Origin of the sequence: Rhodococcus sp. 05-2255-3B1 (genome assembly GCF_002258545.1) — a bacterium.
GTDB lineage: Bacteria > Actinomycetota > Actinomycetes > Mycobacteriales > Mycobacteriaceae > Rhodococcoides.
Genome location: NZ_NOZC01000036.1, coordinates 741,099 through 767,641 on the forward strand (window position 1 = coordinate 741,099; position 26,543 = coordinate 767,641).

The window sequence follows — 26,543 nt, forward strand, 5'->3', positions numbered from 1 at the left end:
GTCATGTCGTCGCCGGTCATGGGATCGCCGGTCATGGGATGGGGACGCGGCGGACTCCCCCGTCGACCGCGTCCGCAGCTTCGATCTCGTTGCGGGTGACACCGAGTATGAACAGAACCGCGTCCAGATACGGATGCGAGATGGCCGTGTCGGCGATCTCTCGCAACGCCGGCTTGGCGTTGAAGGCGACCCCGAGGCCCGCGGCCGTCAGCATGTCGATGTCGTTCGCTCCGTCGCCGACGGCGACGGTCTGTTCCATCGGCACTCCCGACTGTGCCGCGAACTCGCGCAGTGCCGTCGCCTTCGCAGCACGATCGACCACTTCTCCGATCACCCGGCCGGTGAGCTTGCCGTCGACGATCTCGAGGGTGTTGGCCTTGACGTAGTCGAGTTCGAGTTCGTGTGCGAGTCCCTCGATGACCTGTCGGAATCCTCCGGATACGACGCCGCAGGCGAATCCGAGACGACGGAGGGTACGGATGGTGGTCCTGGCCCCCGCCGTCAGCTCCAGGCTCTCGCCCACTTCGTCGATGACGGATTCGTCCAGCCCTGCCAACGCGGCAACTCGCTGTTCGAGCGACTCCGCGAAGTCGATCTCACCGCGCATGGCAGCTTCGGTGACCGCACGAACTTCGTCCTCTCGCCCGGCACGGGCAGCCAACATTTCGATGACCTCACCCTGGACGAGCGTCGAGTCGACGTCGAACACGATCAGTCGCTTGGATCGCCGTGCGATCCCGCCGCGCTGCACGGCGATGTCGACGCCGATGCCGGCTGCGATTCCCGCGAGGCCGGCACGCAGTTGCATGTCGGCATCCGGCGAGGTGTCGGTTGCGGTCACCTGAAGTTCGAGGCCCGTGACGGGATAGTCGGCGATTCCGCGAATGGCGTCGATGTTCGCTCCCTGGCGGGCGAGCTCACGGGAGATGGTGCTGAAGGCACGAGCGGTCACGGGTCGGCCCAGAACGACGACGACGTGGGTGGCCAGGCTCTGCCCGCCGCCCCGCGCGGTGTCGATCTCGACATCGACGTGCACGCCGACCGTCGCCATCGCGTCCTCCAGCTCCTCCTGGAGCGCTTCGGGGTCGCGGGGGCAGGACAGGAGAACGCCCAGAGTCAGCCTGCCGCGAATGACCACCTGCTCGACGTCGAGCAGGCTGACGTTGTGCCGTGACAGTGCTGCGAACAGCACCGATGTGACGCCCGGCTTGTCGGGTCCCGTCACCGTCACCAGCACTGCGGTGTCGCTCGAAGTCACCGGATCTCCCTTTCGCACACGGCCAGCGGCCGGATTGGTCTTCGTGTCACCCGTGGTGGACGAGCAAGCCCGAACACGCCACGAGATTGTCGCAAGCGAAGAGCCCCACCCGGTAGCCGGGAGGGGCTCTCGCTGTGCTGTGGACTACTTGGGGTCCGGGTCTCCGGATCCTTCGTGATCGCTGGTGGCGATCGGAGCCCGGCGGGCCTGTTCGAGGACGGCGGTGGTCTTACCACCGTGCGCTCCCGGCCCGACGTGCGCTTCCGCGCGCATCCGTTCGACCATGTGCGGGTAGTGCAACTCGAACGCCGGACGCTCGGAACGGATCCGAGGCAGTTCGGTGAAGTTGTGTCGCGGCGGCGGGCACGAGGTGGCCCACTCCAACGAGTTTCCGTAGCCCCACGGATCGTCGACCGTGACGACCTCGCCGTATCGGTAGGACTTGAACACGTTCCACACGAACGGCAGTGTCGAGGCACCCAGGATGAAGGCACCGATCGTGGAGATGACGTTCAACTCGGTGAACCCGTCCGAGGGCAGGTAATCGGCGTAGCGACGCGGCATGCCCTCGTTTCCGAGCCAGTGCTGCACCAGGAACGTGGCGTGGAATCCGAAGAACGTCAGCCAGAAGTGCCACTTGCCCAGCGCCTCGTCCATCATCCGGCCCGTCATCTTCGGGAACCAGAAGTAGATGCCGGCGTACGTTGCGAACACCACGGTGCCGAACACCACGTAGTGGAAGTGGGCGACCACGAAGTACGTGTCGGTGACCTGGAAGTCGATGGGCGGCGACGCCAGCAGAACACCGGTGAGTCCGCCGAAGACGAAGGTGATCAGGAACCCGATCGAGAACAGCATCGGCGTTTCCAGTGTCACCTGGCCTCGCCACATCGTGCCGACCCAGTTGAAGATCTTCACACCCGTCGGCACCGCGATCAGGAACGTCATGAAGGAGAAGAACGGCAGCAACACCGCGCCCGTGGCGTACATGTGGTGCGCCCACACCGCGATGGAGAGGGCGGCGATGGCGATAGTCGCGTAGATCAGACCCGAGTAGCCGAAGATCGGCTTACGCGAGAAGACGGGGAACACCTCGGAGACGATTCCGAAGAACGGCAGCGCGATGATGTACACCTCGGGGTGACCGAAGAACCAGAACAGGTGCTGCCACAACAGCACTCCGCCGGTCGCCGGGTCGAACAGATGCGCCCCCAGATGTCGGTCGGCCGCCAGCCCGAGCAACGCAGCCGTCAGCAGAGGGAATGCCAGCAGGATCAGGATGGACGTCACCAGGATGTTCCAGGTGAAGATCGGCATGCGGAACATCGTCATGCCGGGAGCACGCAGGCAGATCACGGTGGTGATCATGTTGACGCCACCGAGGATGGTGCCGAGACCGCCGACGGCCAGGCCCATGATCCACAGGTCCGCACCGACGCCGGGCGAGTGCAGAGCCGAGGTGAGCGGGGTGTACGCGGTCCACCCGAAGTCGGCAGCACCACCGGGGGTGATGAATCCGGCCGTGGCGATCAACGCACCGAACAGGTAGAGCCAGTACGAGAACGCGTTCAACCGCGGGAACGCGACGTCGGGAGCGCCGATCTGCAGCGGAAGGATGTAGTTGGCGAATCCGAAGACGATCGGCGTCGCGTACAGCAACAGCATGATGGTGCCGTGCATGGTGAAGAGCTGGTTGTACTGCTCGTTGGACAGGAACTGCATTCCCGGAATGGCCAACTCGGCGCGCATCAGCAGCGCCATGAGTCCACCGATCAGGAAGAACGCGAACGATGTCGCGATGTACATGATTCCCAACACCTTGGGATCGGTGGTCGTCACCGCTTTGTGCAGGAACGACCCCTTCGGTCCCGTCCGCGGCGGGAACGGCCGAGCAGCATCCACCGCGGGAGCGGGCCTAGGCGCTAGGGCAGTCACAGATCCTCCTGATTGCGCGTCGGACCTCGAACCACGAGGCGACGTCATCTAGTCGTGCGCTCCTCGAATCGTAGACCGTCGGACCGACACTTGCCGAACCGGTCCTACCGTGTGTCGTATTGGCCCCGATCGAGCACGCCCACATCGCGCGATCTGCCTGCGCTGTCGGCCTTTCGGACGCATTCGACAACGCTTCGATCGTCGCCGATTCCGGACGCTCGACGGCGTCCGTTCGAGTGTTCTGCGACGGCCGCCTTCCGATACTGTGTGAGACCACCCGACCCGTCGAAGGAAGTCCCGCGTTGCCACTCCACCCACGACTCCCCCGTTCGTGTGCACCGCGCAGGATGGGCGCCGTCGCCGCCGTGTGCCTTGCCGCCACCATGGCGCTGGTCGGCTGCTCCGATTCCGAAGCGCAGGACGACGCATCCACCATCATCCGCACCACCACGAACATCGCCGGTGCCGGAGTGGTCGGGAACAATCGGGACACCGTGGGACTGTGCCCCGCGCTCGCACCACTCGACCCGACCGGAATCGAGGGTGACACCCGACCCGTGGGACATGCCGAGGGGATCAGCGCCATTCCGGCCGACCCGCAGCGCATCGTCGTGCTCGACGCCGCAGGCCTCGACGCGAGCTGCGCGGTCGGAATCTGGGAGCGGGTCGTCGGAGCGGCCACGATCGACCCCGATTTCCGCGGTGACGGCGATCAACCGCTGTATCTGGGCACCGGATTGGCGTCCGTCCCGTCCGTCGGCCCGGTGGGTGCACCCGACATCGATGCCATCGCCGCCCTCGATCCCGACCTGATCCTGGGTGCCGATTCTCTCGGATCGAACACCTACGACGACCTGACGGCCATCGCCCCGACCGTCTTCACGGCGACCGGACAGGGGTGGAAGGACACGTTCCTGCAGTCCGCGGCTGCGCTCGGTCGCGGCCAGGCAGGATTCGAGGCACTCGCGTCGTTCACCGCGGATGCCGAGCGGGTCGGTCGCGAGATCGACGCCACCCAGACCCAGGCGTCCGTCGTTCGATTCGACGCGGACTCCATCGAAGTGGACGGTCCGAACTCCTTTGCCGGCCAGGTGCTCGCCGAAGTGGGTGTCGCGCGACCGCAGAGCCAGCGCGACGCCGATCTCTCGGTCGAGGCGAACGACCTCTCGCCGGTGGAGGGAGACATCGTCTACGTGCGATTCGCAGGCCCCGACGGCGAGACGTACGGCCGCGAGGTGATGGACAGCGACGCGTGGCACGATCTGGGCTCGGTCACCGACGGTCGTGTGTTCGCGGTGAACGACACGGTGTGGTCCGGCAGTGGGGTCGTCGCGGCTCGGGCGATTCTGGCCGATCTGTCCGCGTCGCTGAACGCCTACGTCTCCTGACGCGATGCCCATTCCCGAATTCGTGCAGGCGCTGCGCAGCGTCGTCGGCACGTCGCCGCTGTGGTTGTCCGGTGTCAGCGCGGTCGTCCTCGACGACGACCGGCGTGTGCTGCTGACTCTGCGCGCGGACAACAACACCTGGGCCGTGGTCTCCGGAATCCTCGAGCCCGGCGAGGAACCTGCTCCGGCCGCCCTGCGTGAGATCGGGGAGGAGACCGGCGTCGACGCCACGATCGTGCGACTGACGAGTGTCGACGTGACGGAGCCGATCACGTACCCCAACGGCGACGTCGCGCAGTATCTCGACATCACGTTTCTTGCTCGGTACACCGGCGGCATTCCTCACGTGGCCGACGACGAGAATCTCGACGTCGCCTGGTTCGCACTCGACGCGCTCCCGGAAAACCTCACGGCCACTTCGCGATTGCGAATCGAGAAGGCCATCGCCGATGAGCCGTCGGCGTGGTTCCGGCGCTGACTCCCCCGCCGAACGACAGTGAGCGGTTCCCAAGATTTCCGTGCTCGTCGATGCTTAATGTGATATCACTTTAGTATCACCATCGAGAGGGAGGTTCTCATGTCCGCACCTGCAACCGTCGCCGAGAAGCCGACGGGTACCCCGACCACCACCATCGCCGAGCGCCCGGGTTGGGATCTGCCCGGCTGGTCGATGCTCGGCATCGGTCTCGCGCTGTTCCTCGGCGGAATCGCCGCGTTCGCGCTCGGACTCGTGTTCGCCGTCGTCGCGCTGGTCGTGACCGGAGTCGTCCTGTTCGTCCTCTCCTTGCCCGCACTCATGGGCCTGACGCTGGTGCAGCCGAATCAGGCTCGCGTTCTTCAGCTTCTCGGGAGTTCGTACAGCGGCACCCTGCGGACGCCGGGGCTGCGTTGGACCAATCCGTTGACCTACCGCCGGGCCATCTCGACGCGAATCCGCAACCACGAGACCGGCCAATCGAAGGTCAACGACGCCGACGGCAATCCGATCGAGATCTCCGCCATCGTCGTCTGGCAGGTTGCCGACACCGCACTGGCATCGTTCCAGGTCGACGATTACGAGGAGTTCGTCGCCGTCCAGACCGAGTCGGCCGTCCGCCACATCGCCGGCAGCTATCCGTACGACGCCGAAGGACGAATGTCGTTGCGGGAGAACGCCGACGAGATCACCGCTGCCATGTCGGAGGAGGTGCACGCACGAGTGCGTTCGGCCGGTGTCGAGGTGATCGAAACACGAATCAACCGGCTGGCCTATGCCCCGGAGATCGCCCAGGCCATGTTGCGACGTCAGCAGGCCGGGGCGGTCATCGCGGCCCGTCAGCAGATCGTCGAAGGTGCCGTCGGAATGGTGGAGATGGCGCTCGGGAAGCTGGAGGAGAAGCACGTCGTCGAGCTCGACGAGGAGCGCAAGGCCACGATGGTGTCGAATCTGCTCGTGGTGCTGTGCAGCGACCGCGACACGCAACCTGTCGTCAACACCGGATCGCTGTATCAGTGAGCCATGGCCGTCGAACGTAAGAAGATTCTGCTGCGGTTGGACCCAACGGTGCACGACGCCCTCGCCCGTTGGGCCTCCGACGATCTCCGGAGCACCAACGCTCAGATCGAGTTCCTACTGCGTCGAGCATTGAGCGAGCAGGGCCGAATGCCGAAGGATGCACAGGACATTCGCGCGCCGGGACGCCCACCGAAAGAGTGAGCGGCCCGACGCGCGAACGAATCTCTAGAAGTCCCAGTCCTCGTCTTCGGTGTTGACGGCCTTGCCGATGACGTACGAGGAACCCGAGCCGGAGAAGAAGTCGTGGTTCTCGTCGGCGTTGGGTGAGAGCGCCGACAGGATCGCCGGGTTGACGTCCGTCTCGTCCTTGGGGAACAGGCCCTCGTAGCCGAGATTGTTCAGTGCCTTGTTGGCGTTGTACCGCAGGAACTTCTTGACGTCCTCGGTCAGGCCGATCTCGTCGTAGAGGTCCTGGGTGTACTCGACCTCGTTGTCGTACAACTCGAACAGCAACTCGAACGTGTAGTTCTTGAGTTCCTCGCGCTGCGCCTCGCTGACCTTCTCGAGACCCTTCTGGTACTTGTAGCCGATGTAGTACCCGTGCACGGCCTCGTCGCGGATGATCAGACGGATCAGGTCCGCGGTGTTGGTGAGCTTGGCCCGCGAGGACCAGTACATCGGCAGGTAGAAGCCGGAGTAGAACAGGAACGACTCCAGCAGCGTCGACGCCACCTTGCGCTTGAGTGGATCGTCACCGTGGTAGAAGTTCAGGACGATCTCGGCTTTGCGCTGGAGGTTGACGTTCTCCTCGGACCAGCGGAATGCATCGTCGATGTCGCGGGTGGAGCTGAGGGTGGAGAAGATGGAGCTGTAGCTCTTGGCGTGCACCGACTCCATGAACGCGATGTTGGTGTACACCGCTTCCTCGTGGGGAGTGATGGCGTCCGGGATGAGGCTGACAGCGCCGACGGTGCCCTGGATGGTGTCGAGCAGTGTCAACCCGGTGAACACACGCATCGTCAACTGCTTCTCGACGGCGGTCAACGTTGCCCACGACGGGATGTCGTTGGACACCGGCACCTTCTCGGGCAGCCAGAAATTACTGGTGAGGCGCTCCCACACTTCGGAGTCCTTGTCGTCCTGGACCCGATTCCAGTTGATCGCGGAGACGCGATCGATGAGCTTTACCATGGGTGCCTACCTACAGGTCGATGAGCGAGAGACGGGGACGGAGCTACGTGAAAAGCCGCTGATACGAACACTACCCGTTGTGTCCGACAAGTCCGGTAGGCACTACAAAGTGTGCCGGGAGTGTTGCCCGCAGGGATGACCTCTACGGCTGCTTCGGTCGGTCACCACCCCACCGAGCACGGGACGGTTCCGGCCTCGACGGCAGCGACCAACTGCGCGTGATCACGCTCGTTCTGATCGGCGTAGGCATGGGCGAACCTCACCATCGCCCGACCGACGTTGTCTCCGCGGCCGAGGTAGTCGGCGATCGCCTCCGCGTCACCACTGCGGGCATGCGCTCGCGCGAGAACTTCACCGCATGCGGTGGCGAATTCGGTGAGGTACGGCCCGATGATCTCGCCGTCGGGAATGACCTTCATGTCACGGAACTGCCGAACGTAGAAGTTCATGGTCCCCACTGCCGTCCATCCCACGAACATGTCGGTCGCGCTCTGCAGCATTCGCTGCCCGTTGACCACGCGGGCACCGTGATTGTCGTACCGGCTCGGTTCGAGAAACTGCTCGAACACCGACGGCCCTGCCTGCTTGATCTGCAGGAAGAACGGATCCTTCGTTCGACGTTCTTCGAGCAGCGCCAGATACACCCGCATTCCGACGCTCCCGACGCCGACCACCTGCCGCACGACGTCGAGAACCCGGAATCTGGTCAGCAGACTCCAGATGTGGTCGTCGACCGACTCGCTGTAACCGGCGATCACCGCCTGCACCAGCTCGATCTGGGAATCACCGACGTGAGTGCGAAAAGGTGCGTCCTCGCGAATCCTTCGACGACCGTCCCTCGTCTCGGTGAACTTGCGGGACGCCCCACGGCTGGTACGACGCTCGGCTTTCGTTTCGATGAGTTTCTCTGCGTGTCGAGCGATGCCCGAGGAGAAGTGACCGAGCAGACCGGCGACGTCGATGCGGTCGTACCAGATGTCGATCTCCGGCGTGCTCGCGTATGCCCTCATCTTTCGGCAGTACGCAGCCGTCATCGCCGACACCGCCCGATCGGAGCGTCGCGCATCGACCCCGTTCTCCCGCCCGATAACCACGAGAGAGGTCGCCAGCCGTTTGAGGTCCCACTCGAACGGGCCGGGCAGCGTTTCGTCGAAGTCGCGGAGGTCGAAGTACAGGTTCCGTTCGGGAGTGGCCCACAATCCGAAATTCAACACGTGGGCATCGCCACACAGCTGGACCTCGACGCCGGTGTGCGGAGTCGACGCGAGGTCGGCTGCCATCACGGCCGCGGCACCGCGGAAGTAGGTCCACGGCGATGCGGACATTCTCGCGTAGCGGATCGGCAGCAGCTCCGGCACCCGAATGATGTTCTGCGCGAGCACCGTGTCGAGCGCATCGTGACCACGCGAGACCGGATCCCATTCGGCCAACCCGCTGCGGGGTACGCGCCGACGGGCGTGTCGACCACGCAGAAATTGCTCGGAAGGACGTGCATCCTTCCGAGCAATTCTCACATCGATATCGGATTCGACCTCGTCGTCCGCCTCGGTGTCCATGCCTGATTATGCTCCGCAACGCGCCGCGAGATCGCGGTATCGGCCACAGCTCGACCGACCGGGTCGGCTACAGCATGCAGGACACGCAACCCTCCACCTCGGTGCCCTCGAGGGCCAACTGGCGCAGACGAATGTAGTACAGCGTCTTGATGCCCTTGCGCCATGCGTAGATCTGCGCACGGTTGATGTCGCGAGTGGTGGCGGTGTCCTTGAAGAACAGCGTCAACGACAGACCCTGATCGACGTGTTGCGTTGCGGCAGCGTAGGTGTCGATGATCTTCTCGTATCCGATCTCGTAGGCATCCTGATAGAAATCCAGGTTGTCGTTGTCGAGATACGGAGCCGGGTAGTAGACGCGACCGATCTTGCCTTCCTTGCGAATCTCGATCTTCGACGCCACCGGGTGAATCGACGAGGTGGAGTTGTTGATGTACGAGATCGAGCCGGTCGGCGGGACGGCCTGCAGGTTCTGGTTGTAGATGCCGTACTCCTGCACGGACGCCTTCAACGTCGTCCAATCCGCCTGGGTGGGAACCGATACGCCCGAGTCGGCGAACAACTTCGCGACCTTGGGCGTGGCCGGCTCCCAGACCTGGTCTGTGTACTTGTCGAAGAATTCACCCGACGCGTACTTGGACTCGGGGAAACCCTTGAAGTACTGACCGCGATCCTTCGCCAGCTGATTCGACGCCTGAAGCGCGTGGAACAGCACGGTGTAGAAGTAGATGTTCGTGAAATCGATTCCCTCGGTCGAGCCGTAGTGAATCCGCTCGCGCGCCAGGTAGCCGTGCAGATTCATCTGCCCGAGGCCGATCGCGTGGGAATCGTTGTTGCCCTGCTCGATCGACGGCACAGAGAAGATGTGCGTCTGATCGGACACCGCGGTGAGGCCACGAATGGCCACGGCGATGGTCTTACCGAAGTCGGGCGAGTCCATCGTCTTGGCGATGTTCAGCGAACCCAGGTTGCACGAGATGTCCTTGCCCACATGGCTGTACGAGAGATCGTCGTTGAACGTCGACGGCGTCGAGACCTGCAGGATCTCCGAGCACAGGTTGGAGTGAGTGATCTTGCCCTTGACCGGGTTCGCACGATTGACGGTGTCCTCGTACATGATGTACGGGTAGCCGGACTCGAACTGCAGCTCGGCCAGAGTCTGGAAGAACTCGCGAGACTTGATCTTGGTCTTGCGGATCCGCTTGTCGTCGACCATCTCGTAGTACTTCTCCGACACGTTGATGTCGGCGAAAGGCACACCGTAGATGCGCTCGACGTCGTACGGCGAGAACAGGTACATGTCCTCGTTCTTCTTCGCCAGCTCGAACGTGATGTCCGGGATGACGATTCCGAGCGAGAGGGTCTTGATGCGGATCTTCTCGTCCGCATTCTCACGCTTGGTGTCCAGGAACTTGTAGACGTCGGGATGGTGTGCGTGCAGGTACACCGCGCCTGCGCCCTGACGTGCACCGAGCTGGTTGGCGTACGAGAACGAGTCCTCGAGCAGCTTCATGATCGGAATGACACCCGAGGACTGGTTCTCGATGCGCTTGATGGGCGCGCCGGCCTCGCGAATATTGCTCAGCAGCAACGCAACTCCGCCGCCGCGCTTGGACAGCTGCAGGGCGGAGTTGATGGAGCGGCCGATGGACTCCATGTTGTCCTCGATGCGCAGCAGGAAGCAGGACACGGGCTCGCCGCGCTGCTTCTTGCCGGAGTTGAGGAAGGTGGGCGTCGCGGGCTGGAAGCGACCGGCGATGATTTCGTCGACCAGATCGGTGGCCAGAGCCTCGTCGCCGGCGGCCAGCGTCAACGCCACCATGCACACCCGGTCCTCGAAACGCTCGAGGTAACGCTTGCCGTCGAACGTCTTGAGCGTGTACGAGGTGTAGTACTTGAACGCCCCGAGGAACGTGGGGAACCGAAACTTCTTCGAGTACGCGTGGTTGATCAGGAACTTGACGAACTCGCGAGAGTACTGATCCAGAACCTCGGGCTCGTAGTAGTTCTCCTCGACGAGGTAGTCCAGCTTCTCGTCCAGATCGTGGAAGAACACGGTGTTCTGATTGACGTGCTGCAGGAAGTACTGATTGGCAGCCTCGCGATCCTTCTCGAACTGGATCTCACCGTTGGGGCCGTACAGATTGAGCATCGCGTTGAGCGCGTGGTAATCCATGTCGCCGTCGCCGCGGACGGTGGTGGGTACGGGTGCTGCGTCGGTGATGGTCGGTGCCACGGCGATGCTCCTACTGGGTATGTGGGGTGTGGTGCTCTAGTGCGTGTGGGCGGCGCGTCGGACTTCACGTTCCCAGAAGTCCTCCAGCCCCTCGCGGACCCGCACTACGTCCTCGGGGGTGCCCATCAATTCGAATCGGTACAGATACGGAACTGCGCACTTCTGCGAAATGACATCTCCCGCAAAGCAGAACGAGTCACCGAAGTTCGTGTTTCCGGCAGCGATGACAGCTCGGATCAACGAACGGTTGTGCTCGTCGTTGAGAAACTTGATCACTCGCTTGGGGACGTAGTTGGTGTCGCGGCCGGCGTACGTGGTCCCTCCCCCGTACGTCGGCACGATGAGTACGTAGGGAGAGTCGACACGAAAGGTGCCGTTCGGATCACGCAGAGGGATTCGTGTCGCGGGAATGTCCAGCTTCGAGACGAAGCGATGGGTGTTCTCGGACGCGCTGGAGAAGTAGACCAGTGAGTGGGAGGACTGCGGTTGCGAACTCACCGCTCACTCACTCTCTCGTACTGTTCAAGCAGCGTTCGCTGCGAGGGTCTTGATGCGATCCGGACGGAAGCCGGACCAGTGATCGTCGCCCGCGACGACAACCGGAGCCTGCAGGTAACCGAGTGCCATGACGTAGTCACGTGCTTCGGGATCCTGCGAGATGTCGATCACGGAGTACTCGATACCGGCTTTGTCGAGGGCGCGGTAGGTGGCATTGCACTGAACGCAGGCGGGCTTGGTGTAAACGGTGATGCTCATGGTGTCCCTCTTTCCGTTGTCGCCATCGGGTGCACCGACGCGACCGATGTGCTCTGCGTGTGGCACCGAGAACATCTCCCGCTCAGGGCGACTTCGACCTGCTCGAACCCGTTTGTGCACGTTCTTCGAGTTGTGGCCTCTCGGTCGGTCAAACACTACACCTAGTGTCCGACATCTGCCTAGAACACGAGATGTTGCGAACAACATCCGTGATATTCGCTGGTCACGGCGTTGTCGAGCCACAAGAATCGACCCATATCGGCGTGTCGCACGTCACACCGGCAACGTGTTGTCCATCACAACGAAACTCGGCCCGAACCATGACATGTGCCGACGACCGCCGACACTCCCGGACACGACGAAGGACCCCCGGATGTCTCCGAGGGTCCTTCGCGGTCGATCACGCGATCGTCAACGCTGGCGCGCTTTGAACCGCGGCTCTTTCTTGTTGATCACGAACACCGTGCCACGGCGCCGAACGACCTGTGCGCCGGGCTTGTTCTTGAGCGATTTCACCGAGTTTCTCACCTTCATGCAACCAGTCTACATGAAAACGATTATCGAAACCGTGACAGGGTCACGCACTCACGAGATCGTCGGCGGCCTTCACCAGTTCGGCGACGACGTGCCCGATCTCGCCGGAGACCTCGACGTTCTCGCGCGGGTGGGCCGAGCCGAACTTGTCGATGGTTCCACCGATGGAGAGCTGGACGTCCTCGAGGACGGTTCCGCCTGCGATGCGTACGGCCTTGCTGGTGTCCTCGTGCGCCCACTTGGCTCCGTTGCCGCTGGGCGACGCGCTGATCACGACGACCGGCTTGCCCACCATGGCACCCGCACCGTACGGGCGCGAGAGCCAGTCGATGGCGTTCTTCAGCACGGCCGGGATGGTGCCGTTGTATTCGGGCGTGACCAACAACAACGCCGTAGCCTTCTCGGCAGCGGCCCGCAGAGCGAGAGCGGCTGCAGGTGCCGATCCCTCGACATCGATGTCCTCGTTGTAGAACGGGACATCTCCGAGACCGTCGTACACCACTACCTCGGCACCGGCGGGAGCCACTGTGACAGCAGTCTCGGCGATTCGCTTGTTCACCGACTCGGCGCGCAGGCTTCCGACGAGAACGAGTACATGAGCGTCTGACATGAGGTTATTCCTTCGCAAGTTCGGTTGACGTGATCGTCGGATCAATTCCTACCATGCAAACGGACCGTGGTCCATTTATGTTCCCGACAAGGTAGGCTTCCACTGTGACCGGCCCGATGCTGCCCATAGCGGGCGAGGAATCCGAACGGTGCGACGCAGCGCGCAACCGTCGCCTGCTCCTCGACGCCGCAACCGATCTGGTGGCGACCGTCGGAGCCGATGCCATCACCATGGACGCCGTGGCGAGCAAGGCCGGAGTGGGCAAGGGCACAGTGTTCCGTCGCTTCGGGAACCGGGCCGGGCTGATGCGCGCGCTGCTCGACCACACCGAGAAGAAACTGCAGCACTCGTTCATGTTCGGCGAACCCCCGCTGGGTCCGGGTGCCGACCCCATCGATCGTCTCGTCGCCTTCGGCCGAGCTCGACTCGAATTCGTCAACGTCCAGGGGGAAGTGCTGCGCGCCGCGGAGAGCGCCGACGACGCGCGGTACTCCGCCCCGGCGCACATGGTCAACTTCACCCACGTCCTGTCGCTGCTCCGCGCAGCCGAGGTGGACGGGGATCTCGAATTGCTCGCGTACTGGCTGCTCACACCGCTCGAAGCCACGCTGGTACTCCACCAGTACCGAGATCTGGGGATGCCGATGGATCGCCTGGCCGACGGCTGGGAAGATCTGGTACGCCGAGCAACTCGCACTCGGTAGATCCTTCGCTCACAGCCCGACGACGGCCGCAGCCGCCGCGTGCAGCGCCGTGCCGTAGGAACGGCCGTGACCGGCAGCATGAACTGCGAGTGGATGCAGCTGATGCACGGCCGTGCGCTCGCGCCACCCGGATCGCAGCGGCCGTACCGTCTCGTAGCCGCCGACGACGGCGTCGAGGTGGGCGCAACCGAACAGCGCCAACATCGCCAGATCGGTCTCGCGGTGCCCACCGTGCGCCGCCGGGTCGATGAGCACCACTCCCGCGTCGGTCCAGAACACGTTGCCGTTCCAGAGATCACCGTGAATACGGCTCGGCGGCTCTGCATCGTCGAAGTCGCCGTCCGCGATACGTCGGCACGCCGACTCGACGATCGCCGCCTCCCCGGGCGTCACAGTGCCCGCGTCCTGCGCGATCGAAAGAAACGGCAACACTCGTTCTGCGGCGTAGAACGCTCCCCATGAGGTGTGCACTGTGCTGGTCATGGGCCGAGCACCGATGAACAGCTGACCCGAGAAGGCGACGCCGTCGGCATCCACCGGTGGCGCACCGAACCCGGCGGCTCCGGCGGAATGCATCGCGGCCAGAGCGCGGCCGAATCGTTCGGCTGCGCCCGGCGTGGGGCGGGCCGCAATCAGCCGCTCGAGTTCGATGTACGTCCGGCCGTGCCCGAGGACTCCGACGACAGGGGCCGCCGCGTCGCCGAGCCACCGAAGCCCGGCGGCCTCGGCCGCGAAGAAATCGGGATGCGCGTGCGGGTTTCGCTTGACGAAGGTGTCGGAGGATCCACTCACGTCCGTCGACACTACGCACGGCGCGAAGCACCACACCGGCACCCGTCATTAGGATGACGTGATGGGACACATCAACTCGGAATTGCGCTCGGGGATCATGCGCGAGCTGGCCGTGCAGTCGACCATCGACCCGATCACGGAGGTCCGCAGGCGCGTGGACTTCCTGAAGGACTACCTGACGTCGACCCCGTCCTCGGGCTTCGTACTCGGCATCAGTGGCGGTCAGGACAGCACGCTCACCGGCAAGCTCGCCCAACAGGCAGCGACGGAGCTCCGAGCCGACGGACACGAGGCCGAGTTCGTCGCCGTTCGACTCCCCTACGGCGTGCAGGCCGACGAGGACGACGCATCGATCGCGCTGAAATTCATCGATCCCGACCGCACGGTGACGGTGAACATCAAAGCCGCTGCCGACGCCGCAGCGGCCGCGACGGCGGAGGCACTCGGTGGTACCGAAATTCGAGATTTCGTCCGCGGCAACATCAAGGCGCGCCAGCGCATGGTCGCGCAGTACGCCCTTGCCGGCGAACTCGGTTACGTCGTCGTCGGCACCGACCACGCCGCCGAGGCGATCACCGGGTTCTTCACCAAATTCGGTGACGGCGGGGTCGATCTGACTCCGCTCACCGGGTTGAGCAAACGTCAGGGTGCAGCGCTGCTGCGCGAACTGGGAGCCCCGGAGAGCACCTGGCGCAAGATTCCCACCGCCGATCTCGAAGACGATCGACCCGCTCTACCCGACGAGGAAGCGCTGGGCGTGACGTACGAACAGATCGACGACTACCTCGAGGGCAAGGACGTCACCGAGGAGATCGCCGACAAGCTGGAGACGATGTTCCTCGCAACTCGGCACAAGCGCACGGTGCCCGTGACGCCGTTCGACGATTGGTGGAAGAGGAGCAGCTGAATCCTGCGCCGCCACCTGCCGGTGGCGGCGCAGCGAACCGCGTGCGCTCAGCCGCCTGCGAAGGGTGGCAGTACGTCGACCCTGCCGCCGATCACGCGCCCGAGATCGCGGGTGAGATCGTCTCCGACCAGGTAAGCCGACACCCTGAGTATCGGCTCCATCGGCGCGCCGTGCCGGGACAGGATCAGCTCCCGCAGATCTGCGAGAGTGGCTCCGAGCGGCACGGTCAGGTACTCGGACTCGCAGTGCGACGCGTCGACCGCTGCAGCGAAGTACCGCACCTCCACCTGGGTCTCACCCACCGATGGCTCCCATGCTGCGGGTGGGAGGTACGAAGCCGTCGGCGTCGATGCCGTGACCCGCCCACTTGTTCCACATCGCCCCACGCCACACGGCTGCCAGTTCGTCGTCGGTGGCACCGCCGCGCAGAGCGGCCCGCAGATCGGTTTCGTCGTCGCTGAACAGACAGGACCGAATCGTTCCCTCTGCAGTCACTCTGGTGCGGTCGCAATCACCGCAGAACGAGCGGGTCACCGACGCGATGATGCCGACGGTGGCGTCGGTACCGTCGACACTCCATTCCTCGGCCGGGGCGGAGGGATCGACGCGCCCCACCTCACGCAGGTCGAACTCGGTGGACAGTTCGTCGAGCAGGGTCTGGGCATCGATCATGTTCGCGCGGGCCCACTCGTGGTCGGCGTCGAGCGGCATCTGCTCGATGAAGCGCAGAGCAACGCCTTCGTCGAGGCACCAGCGCAGCAGATCGACGGCACCCGACAGGGTGTCGCGCATCAGAACGGCGTTGACCTTGACCGGCCCGATCCCGGCACGCTGCGCTGCCCTGATTCCGGCGAGCACCGACGGCAGCCGATCTCGTCGGGTCAAGCGCGCGAAATCCTCGCGGTCGACCGAATCCAACGAGACGTTCACTCGGGTCAACCCGGCGTCCGCCAACGACTGTGCCCGATGTTCGAGACCGACGGCGTTGGTGGTCATCGACAGCGGCACACCGTCCGCGACGTCGGCGCACAGCCGCAGAATCTCGTCGAGATCGCGACGCATCAACGGCTCGCCTCCGGTGAAGCGCACGTCCCGAATACCGAGCAGGCGTACCGACACCGAGACCACTCGGGCAATCTCGGCGGGTGTCAGCAGCGCCGCAGCCGGGATCGCCGGAAGGCCTTCCTCTGGCATGCAGTAGGTGCAGCGCAACGAGCACTTCTCGGTGATCGAGACGCGCAGGTCGCGGGCCACTCGGCCGAAACGATCGATCAGATGCGGCACGTCCGGCCGGTCGGACACGGAGTTCGCACTGCCTGCCGCCGAACCCGTGGTGGTACCGAACCCGGGAATGCCCAGCGAGGTGACACTGTCCACCGTCACCTCGTACCTCGTCTCCGTCGAAAATCACGTCTGTCGTAGATGTGTCTACCCATTATGCCGCAGCCCACACCGAGTCGACGGACCGGCGTGCTTAGGATTGGCACCCATGACGGTTGAGCACACGCACGCGATCACTGGATCCGCACGGTGACCGCTGTATCGGTCGAGGAACACGCCGCCGCGGTCGACACTCTGCTCGCGGCGCTGACCACGAGAACAGCTCAGCGAATTGCTCTCGACAACGCGCTGGGACGCGTCTCGTTCGAGGACGTACGGTCCCCGGTCGATCTGCCCCTGTTCCGCAACTCGCAGATGGACGGCTACGCCGTGGATTCGCGATCCGTGTCCACCACCCCGGTGACGCTTCCGGTCTCGACGATCATCGCCGCAGGCCCGACGGAATCGGCAGTGCTCGCCTCGGGCAGTGCCGCCAAGATCATGACCGGCGCCCCCATTCCGGACGGAGCGGACGCCATCGTCCCCGTCGAAGACACCTCCGTGACGGCGGAAGGTTCGGTGACGATCCACAAGGGCCGCGCAGCAGGTGAATTCGTACGCGAGCAGGGAAGCGACGTGCGGGTCGGAACAGTCCTCGTCGAGTCGGGTCGAGTGCTCGAACCCCGTCACATCTCCGTTCTCGCTGCCGTCGGCTTCGGTGAGCTCGACGTCCGCTCACGTCCTCGTGTGGCCGTCGTGACCACCGGTGCCGAGCTGGTCGACGCCGGCTCGACGCTGACGCCCGGTCAGATCTACGACTCGAACGGGATCACCCTCGCCGCACACCTACGCGCCAGCGGTGCCGAGGTGGTCTCCGTCGCGCGCAGCTCCGACGAGCCGAGCCGCTTCCGCGAGATCCTCGACGCGGCAGCGGAATCGGCGGAGCTGATCATCACGTCCGGCGGAGTGTCGATGGGCGACTTCGAAGTGGTCAAGGACGTACTCCGACCGCTCGGCGGCAATTTCGGATCGGTTCGCATGCAGCCGGGCGGACCACAGGGCATGACGCTGTTCGACGGTGTTCCCGTGCTCAGCTTTCCCGGCAATCCCGTCAGTACCGTCGTCTCGTACATCATGTTCGCGCGCAACATCGTTCGGCGAGCGGCCGGCCTGCCTCCGCTGCTCTCGACCACTGCGGCCCTGCACGAATCGATCGTGTCACCGCCCGGTCGACGACAGTTGCTCCGTGGCCGAATGCGCGAGGACGGTCGGGTGGAGCTCGTCGCCGGCCCCGGCTCGCACCTGGTCGCCGCACTGGCATGGGCCGATGTGTTGATCGACATCGATTCCGAGACAACCGAACTCGCTGCAGGATCCGACGTGGAGGTGTGGCCGCTGTGACCACCGATGCCCAGCTGTCTCATCTCGACGATCAGGGCCGCGCCCGCATGGTCGATGTGGCGCACAAGAAGGAAACCTCGCGCACGGCCGTCGCCGCCGGTGAGTTCGTCACCACTGCCGAGGTCATCGCCCTCGTACGTGCGGACGACATGCCCAAGGCCGACGTCCTCGCCACCGCCCGCATCGCCGGCATCTCGGCAGCGAAGCGGACATCGGACCTGATTCCGCTGTGTCATCAGCTCGCCCTCTCCTCGGTGAAGATCTCGTTCGGGTTCACCGAGTCGTCCATCACGGTCGAGGCCACCGCCCGCACCACCGGACGCACCGGGGTGGAGATGGAAGCACTGACCGCGGTCGCCGTCGCGGGCCTGACCCTGCACGACATGGTCAAGGCCGTCGATCCCGGTGCCACCATGAACGGCGTCCGGTTGCTCACGAAAGACGGCGGCAAACACGGGCATTGGCAACGGGACGGTGCGGAGGGCGCCGACGAGGCTGCGGGTGATCCCGTGTTCGAGTCCGCACGGTCCGCAGTGGTTCTGGTGGCCTCCACCGGCGGCGCGCGAGGAACTCGACCGGACACCACCGGCCCCGCCATCGCCACCTGGTTGACCGATCGAGGCTTCGCCGTGCGAGGCCCACTGGTCTACGCCGATGCCGACATCGCGGCCGGACTGCACGACGCCCTGCGCGGCGAACCGTCGTTGATCGTCAGCACGGGCGGAACCGGGGTGTCCCCCACCGACGCGACCCCGGAGGCGACGGCGGCACTCCTGGACATCGACATGCCGGGGATCGCCGATGCGATCCGCACCCGCGGAACATCCGCGACGCCTCATGCGGTGCTCAGCCGCGGTGTCTCGGGTCTGATCGGACGCACGCTCGTCGTCAACCTGCCGGGCTCACCGGGCGGTGTGAAGGACGGACTCTCCGTCCTCGACCCGCTCCTCGACCATGTACTGGCACAGATCGCCGGAGGAGGCCCCCACGATGAGTGAACTCGTCGCACGAATTTCCAGTGAACCGTTGAGTACCGCCGAAGTCGAAGCAGCGGTACAGGATTCGCGGCACGGAGCGGTCGTGCTGTTCAGCGGAATCGTTCGTGACCACGACGGCGGACATGCCGTGGAAACCCTCGAATATCGAGCCCACCCCGACGCGGAACGCTTCCTGAACCGATGCTGCTCGGAGGTATCGGCAGAGACCGGATTGGCGGTCGCCGCAGTGCACCGCGTCGGCGATCTCCGGGTCGGCGACCTCGCACTCGTCGCCGCCGTCGGCTCGGCTCATCGCGCCGAGGCATTCGAAGCCTGCGCGCGACTCGTCGAGCGCATCAAGGCCGAGGTCCCTATCTGGAAGCGTCAGGGATTCGAGGGCGGACGCACCGAGTGGGTCGGGCTCTAGCGAGCTAACCGGTCTCGAGGTAGCGATGGACCGGAAGCATCGCAGAGGCGTCGTCGGGGTCGTCCGGTCCTCGCACACACGCGCGCAACCGCTGCTCGACGGCCGAGGCATCGAGATCGCTACCGATCAGCACCAGTGAGGTCTGCACGGGCTCACCCCTCGACCACGACGCGGCCTCGAATCGAATGTGTCGACCCACCGTGTGCACGACGAACTTCTGGGTGTGGCCGGCGATGCCGAAGTGTACGAATCCCTTGATGCGGTAGAGGTTTCCGGAAGGATTCTCCAGGAACTCGATCAGTCGCCGGGGTTCGACGGGATCCGTACTGACGAACTCGGTGTGCGAGTACTGCGCGTGCAGGTGACGATCGTGGTCGTGATCGTGGTTCTCCCGAAGTAGTTCGTCGAACGACAGCTGCACCGCCATTGCCGAATCCACCGACCGATCCTCGCGCCGATCGAACAGCAGCAACGGGTCGACGCGACCGAAGGCAACGGGTACGACGGGCACATCTGCGACGACGGCCTGCACCGTCGAGCGCACCGCGGAGCGTTCGGACTCGGTCACCGCATCGGACTTGTTCAGCACCACCAGATCGGCCAGTTGCAGGTGCTGGTCGATCTCGGGATGCCGCGCACGCGTCCGAGGGAACTCGACCGCGTCGACGACCCCGACGAGCCCGCCGTAGACGATGAATTCGTTCTCGCTACCGCGGACCATCCTGATGAGGTTGCGGGGTTCGGCCAGACCGCTGGCCTCGACCACGATCACGTCGATGGCGGACCGGCGGTGTGCGAGGACATCGAACATCGCGTCCATATCGCTGATGTCGACGGCGCAACAGATACAGCCGTTGCCGAGGGAGACCATCGAATCGACCTGGCCGGCCACGAGCATCGAATCGATGTTGATCGCCCCGAAGTCGTTGACCACAACACCTATTCGGATGCCGGAATCGTTGCGCAGCAGGTGGTTCAGGAGGGTGGTCTTACCTGCGCCGAGAAAGCCGGCCACTATCACCACCGGAATTCGTCGACGCGCCACGGCGTCCGAGACTACCGGTCGGCGAGAATCTGCTTCAGCAGGCCTTGCGCGAACGTGGACACAGCGCTCACGTTGCCCGGGGTCGCCAGTCCTTCCAGGCCGTCGACGCCGAACGAGTCGACGTACGGGGACACACTCTCGAGCAACCGGGACAACGCGCTGCGTCCCTCGGCCGTGGGGCCAACGCCGCCGGGTGCCGTTGCGGCGGTGCCGGTCGTCGAAGTCGGGTCAGGGGTCGCGGGCGTCGTGGCGGCGGTAGCCGCCGGCGTGGTGGCGGCAGACGCCGGCGTGGTGGCGGCAGTTGCTGACGGGGACGGGGTTTCGGCCCCGAGAAGGTAGTCGATGATTCCCGTCGAGATGGCGATCGCATGCTTCAGCTGACCGTCCGAGCTCTCGAGAAGAGCTGCGTCGTCGGGGTTCGATCCGTTGCCCATCTCGACGAACACGAGGGGCACCGTGGTCAGTGCAGGCCCGGCGACATCGGATCGCTCCTGTATCCCGTTCTCGACTCCCGCATAGTTGGCAGGCTCGAATCCGGCCCGCACATAGGAGTCCCGCATCAGCGTCGATGCCGAGCGGCCGCCCTCGGACTGGGCAGCGTCGGCAGCCGCGTTCGGAATCGGCAGCGTGGGCACGATCAGATGGAAGCCGTGCTTGTCGGCATCGGTCGTCGTACTCGTGGAGTCCGCGTGGATACTCACGGCCACGTCGGCCCCGGACTCGCCGGCCGCCCGCGCCCTGTCGTCGACGCATCCGCCCCATCCGGTGTCGTCTGCTCGACTCGTCTTCACCGTCGCACCCAGACTCTCCAGGCTCGATCGAACGAGTTCGCTGACTTTCCAGTTGATGGTGTGCTCGGGCACACCGTCCAGGGTGGTCATGCCGGTGGTCTGACAATCCTTGGTGCCGCCGCGCCCGTCGTTCACCTGCCGCTGCAGATTCTCCGAATGTGCGGTGCCCTGGTGGCCCGGGTCGAGGAACACCGTCTTTCCGGACAGTTCCGCACTCGCGGCAGGTGCCGTGTCTGCCGGCGTCGCACTGGCCGGTACGGACGCGAGTACCCCGGCACCGAGAATTCCGGCGCACATCAGCGCCGTCAGTGCCGACCTGGTCATCGGTGCAGATTTCATATGGTCTGGCGCAACGGTGGTACTCGCTGCGCAACTCCCCTTTCGGCCCCTCGGACACCGCTGATCCGAACGGGTCACCGCATCACGGGACTCCACACGTCACAACAGACACTTGCGCATCAAGTGAAGCAGATATCGCGATCGACGAGTATCGAGTGATCTTTCGTTAGTAAAACGATTGCGTTTCGTGACCGATTCGTAGCCCGAGGCCACCGATCCAGAGTGGTACCGGCACATCGTCGCTCGATCGCACTCGAACCGACCCAATGGATGGCACTACCAATTCGAACCGGACGGTTCGTCTTTCTCTCGGATAACGACGAACACCGATCGCCGAGAGAATGCCACGGACAATCACCTCGTCGGTTTCGGAGAAGAGGCGAGCCGATATCTGTGGGAATTCTGCGAAACGCGTAACAATCCCACGACCCGCATGGATGAACACAATGTTCAGCCGTATAGTCGCATCAGTTCGATCTGGACATCCCCGCATCATCCCCTGCATCATTGGAGAGCTTCAGCATGGCCAGAAAAGTCTATGTGCAACTTGTCGATGACATCGACGAAAAACCGATCGAATCCGGTGGCGAACACATAACCTATTCGGTCAACGGAGTCAGCTACGAAATCGACCTGAGCGACAAGAACGCGAAGGAATTTCACCGCAAACTCGACTATTACATCGAGCACTCCACCAAGGTCGGTGGAAAGCGAACGAAGAAGTCGAGCGCCCCCACAACCGGTGCCAAGCGCGACGCCAATCAGACCAAGGCCATCAGAGAATGGGCCAAGGCGAACGGACACAACATCTCGGCCCGCGGCAGAATCCCCGCCGAGGTCGAGCAAGCATTCGACGCCGCGCACTGAGCTGACACAGCCGAGTCGGCATCCCGGCACGACGCCCGGATGCCGACTCGGCGGTCGGTGTCACCGAAACACAAAAAAGCGCCGCCCGAGGGCGACGCTTTTTCTGATTCTCGGTGGAGCTAAGGGGACTCGAACCCCTGACCCCCACACTGCCAGTGTGGTGCGCTACCAGCTGCGCCATAGCCCCGAGTTACTGCGTGCTCCCGCTCATGCGGTTGCTCGAACGAAGTTACACCATCGGTCGCAGCAGCAACAAATCACCTGGTGCAGCCGGTACCGAATCCTCGACGACCGGCCGCACGAACGCCCGGAGATCAGTTGATCGACGCCAGCCATTCCGAGTCACCGAGCGCATCGACAACCTGACCGTCGACGAGGACTCCTGGTGTTCCGCGGGCACCCGACGCCGCCAGCGCATCCCGTCCTGTGTTCGCATCCGCCACTGCCGTCTCGCGCTGCGCACCGGCGGAGATGCAGTCCGTCGCCAGATCGCTCGCTCCTGCGGATCGAGCGAGTTCTGCGAGTTCGGCATCGGTCCGGTCGGAGTCGCTTCCTTCTTCGGGGCGAAATTCCGGGTCGAACAGCCCGGCATGAAATGCGGAGTAGACCCGCGCGTTCTCCGTCGCTGCCACGCAGTGCGACGCCGCAACGGCACGCGTCGAATAGTCACCGGACGCCGATTGTGGATCCAGGAAATTGACCAGGTGGTAATTCACCGAGACGACGCCGTCGTCGATTTTCTGAGCCAACTCCTGGCCGTGTTTCACTTCGAGGTCGCCGCAGAACGGGCACATCGGATCCTCGAAGACATCGATGACTCGCTGCGCTTCCGGACGCGACAGCTGAACCACCCCGTCACCCGGCAACGACAATTCGACCGCCGGATTCTTGACCGTTCCGTAGCCGTCGTTGCGTGGAGCGTCGCTTCCGCTCTGCCACATGATCGCCACCCCGATGACGACCACCACTACGACGAATGCGATGCCGCCCAATACGTAGGTCATCGTGTTCGAGGTTGCCTCGGGTGTGTGTTTCGTACTGGATGTCTTCTTCTGGCTCACACAGCGAATACTACGGTTGCGTCGGTCGGGTGCGCTCGTGCCCGAGCGTGTCCGGAACTCGCGACCACCAGAGTCCTGCAAGGAGAAGCAGCGCTCCCGTCACGGCGAATGCCGGACCGAAGGAGACTTGTTCGACGATCATTCCGGCGACGATCGGGCCGATGACCGCGCCGACATCGGATGCCATCTGGAATGCAGCCAGCACGGGCCCACCGCGCGCCTTCGAGCCGATCACGTCCGCAACCGAGGCCTGCTGGGCAGGACTCATCAGACCCGATCCGATTCCGGCGATCAGCGACACCACGAGAAACAGCACGGGATCGTGGACGTACCCCATCACGACGGTCCCCAGCCCGCACACCGCCAGCCCACCCACCATGAACGGCTTGCGTCCGCGCACGTCGGACAGGCGGCCTGCACTGGTGAGCACCAGGGCATTTCCCACTGCGAACACGGTCAGCGCGATACCGACGAACACCTCGGATCGCTGCATCGCCTCGACGACGAACAACGGCACCAAGGCCACTCGAACACCGAACACTGCCCACCCGTTGGCGAAATTCGACGCCAACGCAGCCCGATACGACGGGATCCGCAGCGCGGCGAGCAACGACATCGTGGGTGGTGCCGAGCCCTTCTCCGGCTTGACGAGGTCGGAGTTGCCCAGGGTGAAGTACACGACGGCCGCCGCGATCACGAGCGCTACGGCATAGATCACGAACGGCACCCGCAGCCCGAATCCGACGAGAGCGCCGCCGACGAGCGGACCGCCGATGGTTCCCAGCAGGAACGCGGTCGCATAGAGGCCGGAGATGCGGCCCCGACTGGTCGCAGGGCTGATCCTGATCAGCAATCCCAGTGCCGACACCGAGAACATCGTCGAGCCGATGCCGCCGAGTCCTCGAAACACCAACAGCTGCCAGTACGTCTGAGCCAGCGCGCAGGCGCCGGTGGACACCGCAACGATGAGCAGTCCGATCAGGTAAACGGGCCGCTCGCCGAGCCGCTGCACCAGAGCACCACTGGCGGGCGCGAACAGCAACCGCATGAGAGCGAACGCACTGATGACCGCCGACGCCGCCGTGTATCCGACGCCGAATTCCCGGGCGAACTGCGGCAGAGCGGGCGCGACGATACCGAATCCGAGCGCGATGACGAACGCCGCCGATACCAGTACCCAGATCTCCGGTGGGAGCTTGCCTCCGGGTCTGAATGCGGGCTCGGGAGCCGAACTGTCGTGGTCGGATGGAGGTGAGTCGGTCACGAGCTCTCGAGTGCGGAGGACACCAGCTCACGTGCGGCGGCTTGAACCCGGGCCAGATGGTCCTCGCCCTGGAACGACTCCGCGTAGATCTTGTACACGTCCTCGGTTCCGGACGGGCGCGCAGCGAACCAGGCGCTCTCCGTCGTCACTTTCAGACCACCGAGGGCCGCTCCGTTGCCGGGAGCCTCGGTCAGCGTTGCCGTGATCGGTTCGCCCGCCAGCTCGGTGGCGGTGATCTGATCGGGCGACAGCTCGGAGAGAACGGCCTTCTGCACGCGGGTGGCAGGTGCATCGACGCGGGCATACGTCGGATCGCCGAACTTCGCGGTGAACTCGGCGTAGCGCTGCGACGGCGTGGATCCGGTGACAGCGGTGATCTCGGATGCCAGCAAAGCCAGCACGATTCCGTCCTTGTCGGTGGTCCAGACGCGGCCGTTGTGTCGGAGGAACGACGCTCCGGCGCTCTCCTCACCGCCGAATCCGAGCTCGCCTGCGAGCAGACCGGGGACGAACCATTTGAAACCGACCGGCACCTCGAGCAGACGACGGCCGAGACCCGAGACGACCCGGTCGATCATCGACGAGCTCACCAACGTCTTGCCCACTGCCGCCGTGGGCGACCAATCGGGTCGGTGGGTGAACAGGTAGTCGATGGCGACGGCGAGAAAGTGATTGGGGTTGAGCAGGCCACCGTCGGGAGTGACGATGCCGTGTCGATCGGAGTCGGCATCGTTGCCCGTCGAGATGTCGAACCGATCGCGGGCAGCGATGAGCGAGGCCATCGCGTTCGGCGACGAGCAGTCCATCCTGATCTTGCCGTCGGTATCGAGAGTCATGAAGCGGAATGTGCCGTCCACCAACGGGTTCACCACGGTCAGGTCGAGATTGTGCCGCTCGGCGATGGCATCCCAGTAATCGACACTCGCTCCACCCAACGGATCTGCTCCGATACGCACTCCGGCCGCGCGGATCGCGTCGAGATCGAGCACGTTCGGTAGGTCGTCCACGTAGGTGCCGAGGAAGTCGTAGCGAGAGACGCTCCCCGCGAACGCCTGGGCCAGGGTCACCCGCTTGATGCCCGAAATGCCATCGCGCAGAAGCTCGTTGGCGCGAGCGGCAATGACCGATGTGGCATCGCTGTCGGCCGGACCACCGTGCGGAGGGTTGTACTTGAATCCGCCGTCCCGCGGCGGATTGTGCGAGGGAGTCACCACGATGCCGTCGGCCTTCGCCGACGGTCCGGACTCGTTGTGGCGAAGAATTGCGTGGCTGACGGCGGGGGTGGGCGTGTACCGATCGCCCGAATCGACCAGTACGTCGACACCGTTGGCAGCCAACACTTCCAACGCCGTCGTCCAGGCGGGTTCGGACAGAGCGTGAGTGTCCCGACCGATGAACAGCGGGCCGGTGATGCCCTGTGCGGACCGGTACTCCACGATCGCCTGCGTCGTCGCCACGATGTGCGCCTCGTTGAACGCCGAGTCCAGACTGGACCCTCGATGTCCGGAGGTGCCGAACACCACCTGCTGACTCGGTTCCGACACATCGGGAACCCGCGAGTAGTACGCGGTCACGAGCTGCGAAAGATCCACCAGATCCTCCGGCAGTGCAGTGGTTCCAGCTCTCTCGTGCGCCACGATGCGCCTCCTCGTTGATCGACGAAACCGAACTTCTCGACCAACCCTAGCGCCG

General features: G+C 64.3%; 27 protein-coding genes and 1 tRNA gene. 10 read left to right on the forward strand and 18 right to left on the reverse strand.

The genetic code is table 11. From position 1 onward, the window contains the following. Nucleotides 1-31: 31 nt before the first annotated feature. Together serB and ctaD are read right to left on the reverse strand one after the other, a co-directional pair. The gene (gene serB / locus CH249_RS24280) at nucleotides 32-1,258 is read right to left on the reverse strand and encodes a phosphoserine phosphatase SerB (protein WP_094682951.1); all 1,227 of its coding nucleotides are present in this window, start codon (nucleotides 1,256-1,258) and stop codon (nucleotides 32-34) included. Between the two features lie 144 nt (nucleotides 1,259-1,402). Further along, nucleotides 1,403-3,193 (reverse strand): cytochrome c oxidase subunit I, encoded by a 1,791-nt coding sequence (ctaD, locus tag CH249_RS24285; RefSeq protein ID WP_032397727.1) that lies wholly within the window; start codon nucleotides 3,191-3,193, stop codon nucleotides 1,403-1,405. Between the two features lie 347 nt (nucleotides 3,194-3,540). Between ctaD and CH249_RS24290 the strand changes: the two genes are divergently transcribed. From CH249_RS24290 to CH249_RS24305, 4 genes are all read left to right on the forward strand, one after another. Beyond that, entirely contained in the window at nucleotides 3,541-4,581 is a 1,041-nt protein-coding gene (locus CH249_RS24290; protein ID WP_094682953.1) for an iron-siderophore ABC transporter substrate-binding protein, read from the forward strand. Between the two features lie 4 nt (nucleotides 4,582-4,585). Continuing rightward, nucleotides 4,586-5,059 carry an NUDIX domain-containing protein gene (locus CH249_RS24295; RefSeq protein ID WP_032397726.1) on the forward strand — a complete coding sequence of 158 codons (474 nt, stop codon included), beginning with the start codon at nucleotides 4,586-4,588 and terminating at the stop codon, nucleotides 5,057-5,059. A gap of 99 nt (nucleotides 5,060-5,158) precedes the next feature. Then, entirely contained in the window at nucleotides 5,159-6,076 is a 918-nt protein-coding gene (locus tag CH249_RS24300; RefSeq protein WP_179273219.1) for an SPFH domain-containing protein, read from the forward strand. A 3-nt stretch (nucleotides 6,077-6,079) separates the two neighbouring features. After that, a complete protein-coding gene (locus CH249_RS24305; protein ID WP_032397724.1) occupies nucleotides 6,080-6,277 on the forward strand; it encodes a hypothetical protein in 198 nt (65 codons plus the stop codon). A 24-nt stretch (nucleotides 6,278-6,301) separates the two neighbouring features. Here the strand turns inward: CH249_RS24305 and nrdF are convergent, their stop codons facing one another. The 7 genes from nrdF to CH249_RS24340 form a co-directional block, all read right to left on the reverse strand. Further along, nucleotides 6,302-7,267, reverse strand: a complete 966-nt coding sequence (nrdF, locus tag CH249_RS24310; RefSeq protein ID WP_008717549.1) for a class 1b ribonucleoside-diphosphate reductase subunit beta — start codon at nucleotides 7,265-7,267, stop codon at nucleotides 6,302-6,304. Nucleotides 7,268-7,428: 161 nt separating this feature from the next. Further along, nucleotides 7,429-8,823 (reverse strand): DUF2252 domain-containing protein, encoded by a 1,395-nt coding sequence (locus CH249_RS24315; RefSeq protein ID WP_094682882.1) that lies wholly within the window; start codon nucleotides 8,821-8,823, stop codon nucleotides 7,429-7,431. A gap of 67 nt (nucleotides 8,824-8,890) precedes the next feature. Continuing rightward, nucleotides 8,891-11,056, reverse strand: coding sequence for a class 1b ribonucleoside-diphosphate reductase subunit alpha (nrdE, locus tag CH249_RS24320; RefSeq protein ID WP_094682883.1), 2,166 nt, complete (start codon nucleotides 11,054-11,056; stop codon nucleotides 8,891-8,893). A 36-nt stretch (nucleotides 11,057-11,092) separates the two neighbouring features. After that, entirely contained in the window at nucleotides 11,093-11,554 is a 462-nt protein-coding gene (gene nrdI, locus CH249_RS24325) for a class Ib ribonucleoside-diphosphate reductase assembly flavoprotein NrdI (RefSeq protein ID WP_032397722.1), read from the reverse strand. A gap of 24 nt (nucleotides 11,555-11,578) precedes the next feature. Then, nucleotides 11,579-11,812, reverse strand: coding sequence for a redoxin NrdH (locus tag CH249_RS24330; RefSeq protein WP_032398330.1), 234 nt, complete (start codon nucleotides 11,810-11,812; stop codon nucleotides 11,579-11,581). 411 nt (nucleotides 11,813-12,223) lie between these two features. Continuing rightward, nucleotides 12,224-12,346 (reverse strand): type B 50S ribosomal protein L36, encoded by a 123-nt coding sequence (gene ykgO / locus CH249_RS24335; RefSeq protein ID WP_032397721.1) that lies wholly within the window; start codon nucleotides 12,344-12,346, stop codon nucleotides 12,224-12,226. A gap of 43 nt (nucleotides 12,347-12,389) precedes the next feature. Continuing rightward, a complete protein-coding gene (locus CH249_RS24340) occupies nucleotides 12,390-12,956 on the reverse strand; it encodes an NAD(P)H-dependent oxidoreductase (RefSeq protein ID WP_045195685.1) in 567 nt (188 codons plus the stop codon). A gap of 104 nt (nucleotides 12,957-13,060) precedes the next feature. Between CH249_RS24340 and CH249_RS24345 the strand changes: the two genes are divergently transcribed. Further along, nucleotides 13,061-13,660: a TetR/AcrR family transcriptional regulator gene (locus CH249_RS24345; RefSeq protein ID WP_032397719.1), complete on the forward strand. Its 600-nt coding sequence runs from the start codon at nucleotides 13,061-13,063 to the stop codon at nucleotides 13,658-13,660. Nucleotides 13,661-13,669: 9 nt separating this feature from the next. On the opposite strand, the gene CH249_RS24350 is transcribed toward CH249_RS24345, so the two are convergent. Next, a complete protein-coding gene (locus CH249_RS24350; protein ID WP_032397718.1) occupies nucleotides 13,670-14,452 on the reverse strand; it encodes a fructosamine kinase family protein in 783 nt (260 codons plus the stop codon). A gap of 61 nt (nucleotides 14,453-14,513) precedes the next feature. Between CH249_RS24350 and nadE the strand changes: the two genes are divergently transcribed. Next, nucleotides 14,514-15,359: an ammonia-dependent NAD(+) synthetase gene (nadE, locus tag CH249_RS24355; RefSeq protein ID WP_094682884.1), complete on the forward strand. Its 846-nt coding sequence runs from the start codon at nucleotides 14,514-14,516 to the stop codon at nucleotides 15,357-15,359. Nucleotides 15,360-15,406: 47 nt separating this feature from the next. Here the strand turns inward: nadE and CH249_RS24360 are convergent, their stop codons facing one another. Further along, nucleotides 15,407-15,661 (reverse strand): MoaD/ThiS family protein, encoded by a 255-nt coding sequence (locus CH249_RS24360; RefSeq protein WP_045195687.1) that lies wholly within the window; start codon nucleotides 15,659-15,661, stop codon nucleotides 15,407-15,409. Then, on the reverse strand, nucleotides 15,654-16,712 hold the full coding sequence (gene moaA / locus CH249_RS24365) for a GTP 3',8-cyclase MoaA (protein WP_045199932.1): 1,059 nt from the start codon (nucleotides 16,710-16,712) through the stop codon (nucleotides 15,654-15,656). The genes CH249_RS24360 and moaA overlap by 8 nt, the downstream gene beginning before the upstream one ends. Before the next feature lie 177 nt (nucleotides 16,713-16,889). On the opposite strand from moaA, the gene glp reads away from it, so the two are divergent. Genes glp through CH249_RS24380 form a run of 3 tightly spaced genes read left to right on the forward strand, consistent with a single transcriptional unit; the run spans nucleotide 16,890 to nucleotide 19,484 of the window. After that, the gene (gene glp / locus CH249_RS24370) at nucleotides 16,890-18,080 is read left to right on the forward strand and encodes a gephyrin-like molybdotransferase Glp (protein WP_094682885.1); all 1,191 of its coding nucleotides are present in this window, start codon (nucleotides 16,890-16,892) and stop codon (nucleotides 18,078-18,080) included. Next, nucleotides 18,077-19,078, forward strand: a complete 1,002-nt coding sequence (moaCB, locus tag CH249_RS24375) for a bifunctional molybdenum cofactor biosynthesis protein MoaC/MoaB (RefSeq protein ID WP_094682955.1) — start codon at nucleotides 18,077-18,079, stop codon at nucleotides 19,076-19,078. The genes glp and moaCB overlap by 4 nt, the downstream gene beginning before the upstream one ends. Next, nucleotides 19,071-19,484, forward strand: coding sequence for a molybdenum cofactor biosynthesis protein MoaE (locus tag CH249_RS24380; RefSeq protein ID WP_094648126.1), 414 nt, complete (start codon nucleotides 19,071-19,073; stop codon nucleotides 19,482-19,484). The genes moaCB and CH249_RS24380 overlap by 8 nt, the downstream gene beginning before the upstream one ends. 4 nt (nucleotides 19,485-19,488) lie before the next feature. Here the strand turns inward: CH249_RS24380 and CH249_RS24385 are convergent, their stop codons facing one another. Both CH249_RS24385 and CH249_RS24390 read right to left on the reverse strand, forming a co-directional pair. Next, nucleotides 19,489-20,529, reverse strand: coding sequence for a GTP-binding protein (locus tag CH249_RS24385; protein WP_094682886.1), 1,041 nt, complete (start codon nucleotides 20,527-20,529; stop codon nucleotides 19,489-19,491). Between the two features lie 11 nt (nucleotides 20,530-20,540). Then, nucleotides 20,541-21,644: an N-acetylmuramoyl-L-alanine amidase gene (locus tag CH249_RS24390; RefSeq protein WP_094682956.1), complete on the reverse strand. Its 1,104-nt coding sequence runs from the start codon at nucleotides 21,642-21,644 to the stop codon at nucleotides 20,541-20,543. Between the two features lie 537 nt (nucleotides 21,645-22,181). Between CH249_RS24390 and CH249_RS24395 the strand changes: the two genes are divergently transcribed. After that, the gene (locus tag CH249_RS24395; RefSeq protein WP_094648189.1) at nucleotides 22,182-22,526 is read left to right on the forward strand and encodes an Lsr2 family protein; all 345 of its coding nucleotides are present in this window, start codon (nucleotides 22,182-22,184) and stop codon (nucleotides 22,524-22,526) included. A gap of 114 nt (nucleotides 22,527-22,640) precedes the next feature. Here CH249_RS24395 and CH249_RS24400 read toward each other — a convergent pair. The 4 genes from CH249_RS24400 to pgm form a co-directional block, all read right to left on the reverse strand. Beyond that, nucleotides 22,641-22,713, reverse strand: a tRNA-Ala gene (locus CH249_RS24400). 127 nt (nucleotides 22,714-22,840) lie between these two features. Then, a complete protein-coding gene (locus CH249_RS24405; protein ID WP_254924069.1) occupies nucleotides 22,841-23,587 on the reverse strand; it encodes a DsbA family protein in 747 nt (248 codons plus the stop codon). A 10-nt stretch (nucleotides 23,588-23,597) separates the two neighbouring features. Further along, nucleotides 23,598-24,851: an MFS transporter gene (locus tag CH249_RS24410; protein ID WP_373453538.1), complete on the reverse strand. Its 1,254-nt coding sequence runs from the start codon at nucleotides 24,849-24,851 to the stop codon at nucleotides 23,598-23,600. Beyond that, nucleotides 24,848-26,488 (reverse strand): phosphoglucomutase (alpha-D-glucose-1,6-bisphosphate-dependent), encoded by a 1,641-nt coding sequence (gene pgm, locus CH249_RS24415; protein WP_094648128.1) that lies wholly within the window; start codon nucleotides 26,486-26,488, stop codon nucleotides 24,848-24,850. Before pgm ends, CH249_RS24410 begins: the two co-directional genes overlap by 4 nt. Nucleotides 26,489-26,543: the final 55 nt, after the last annotated feature.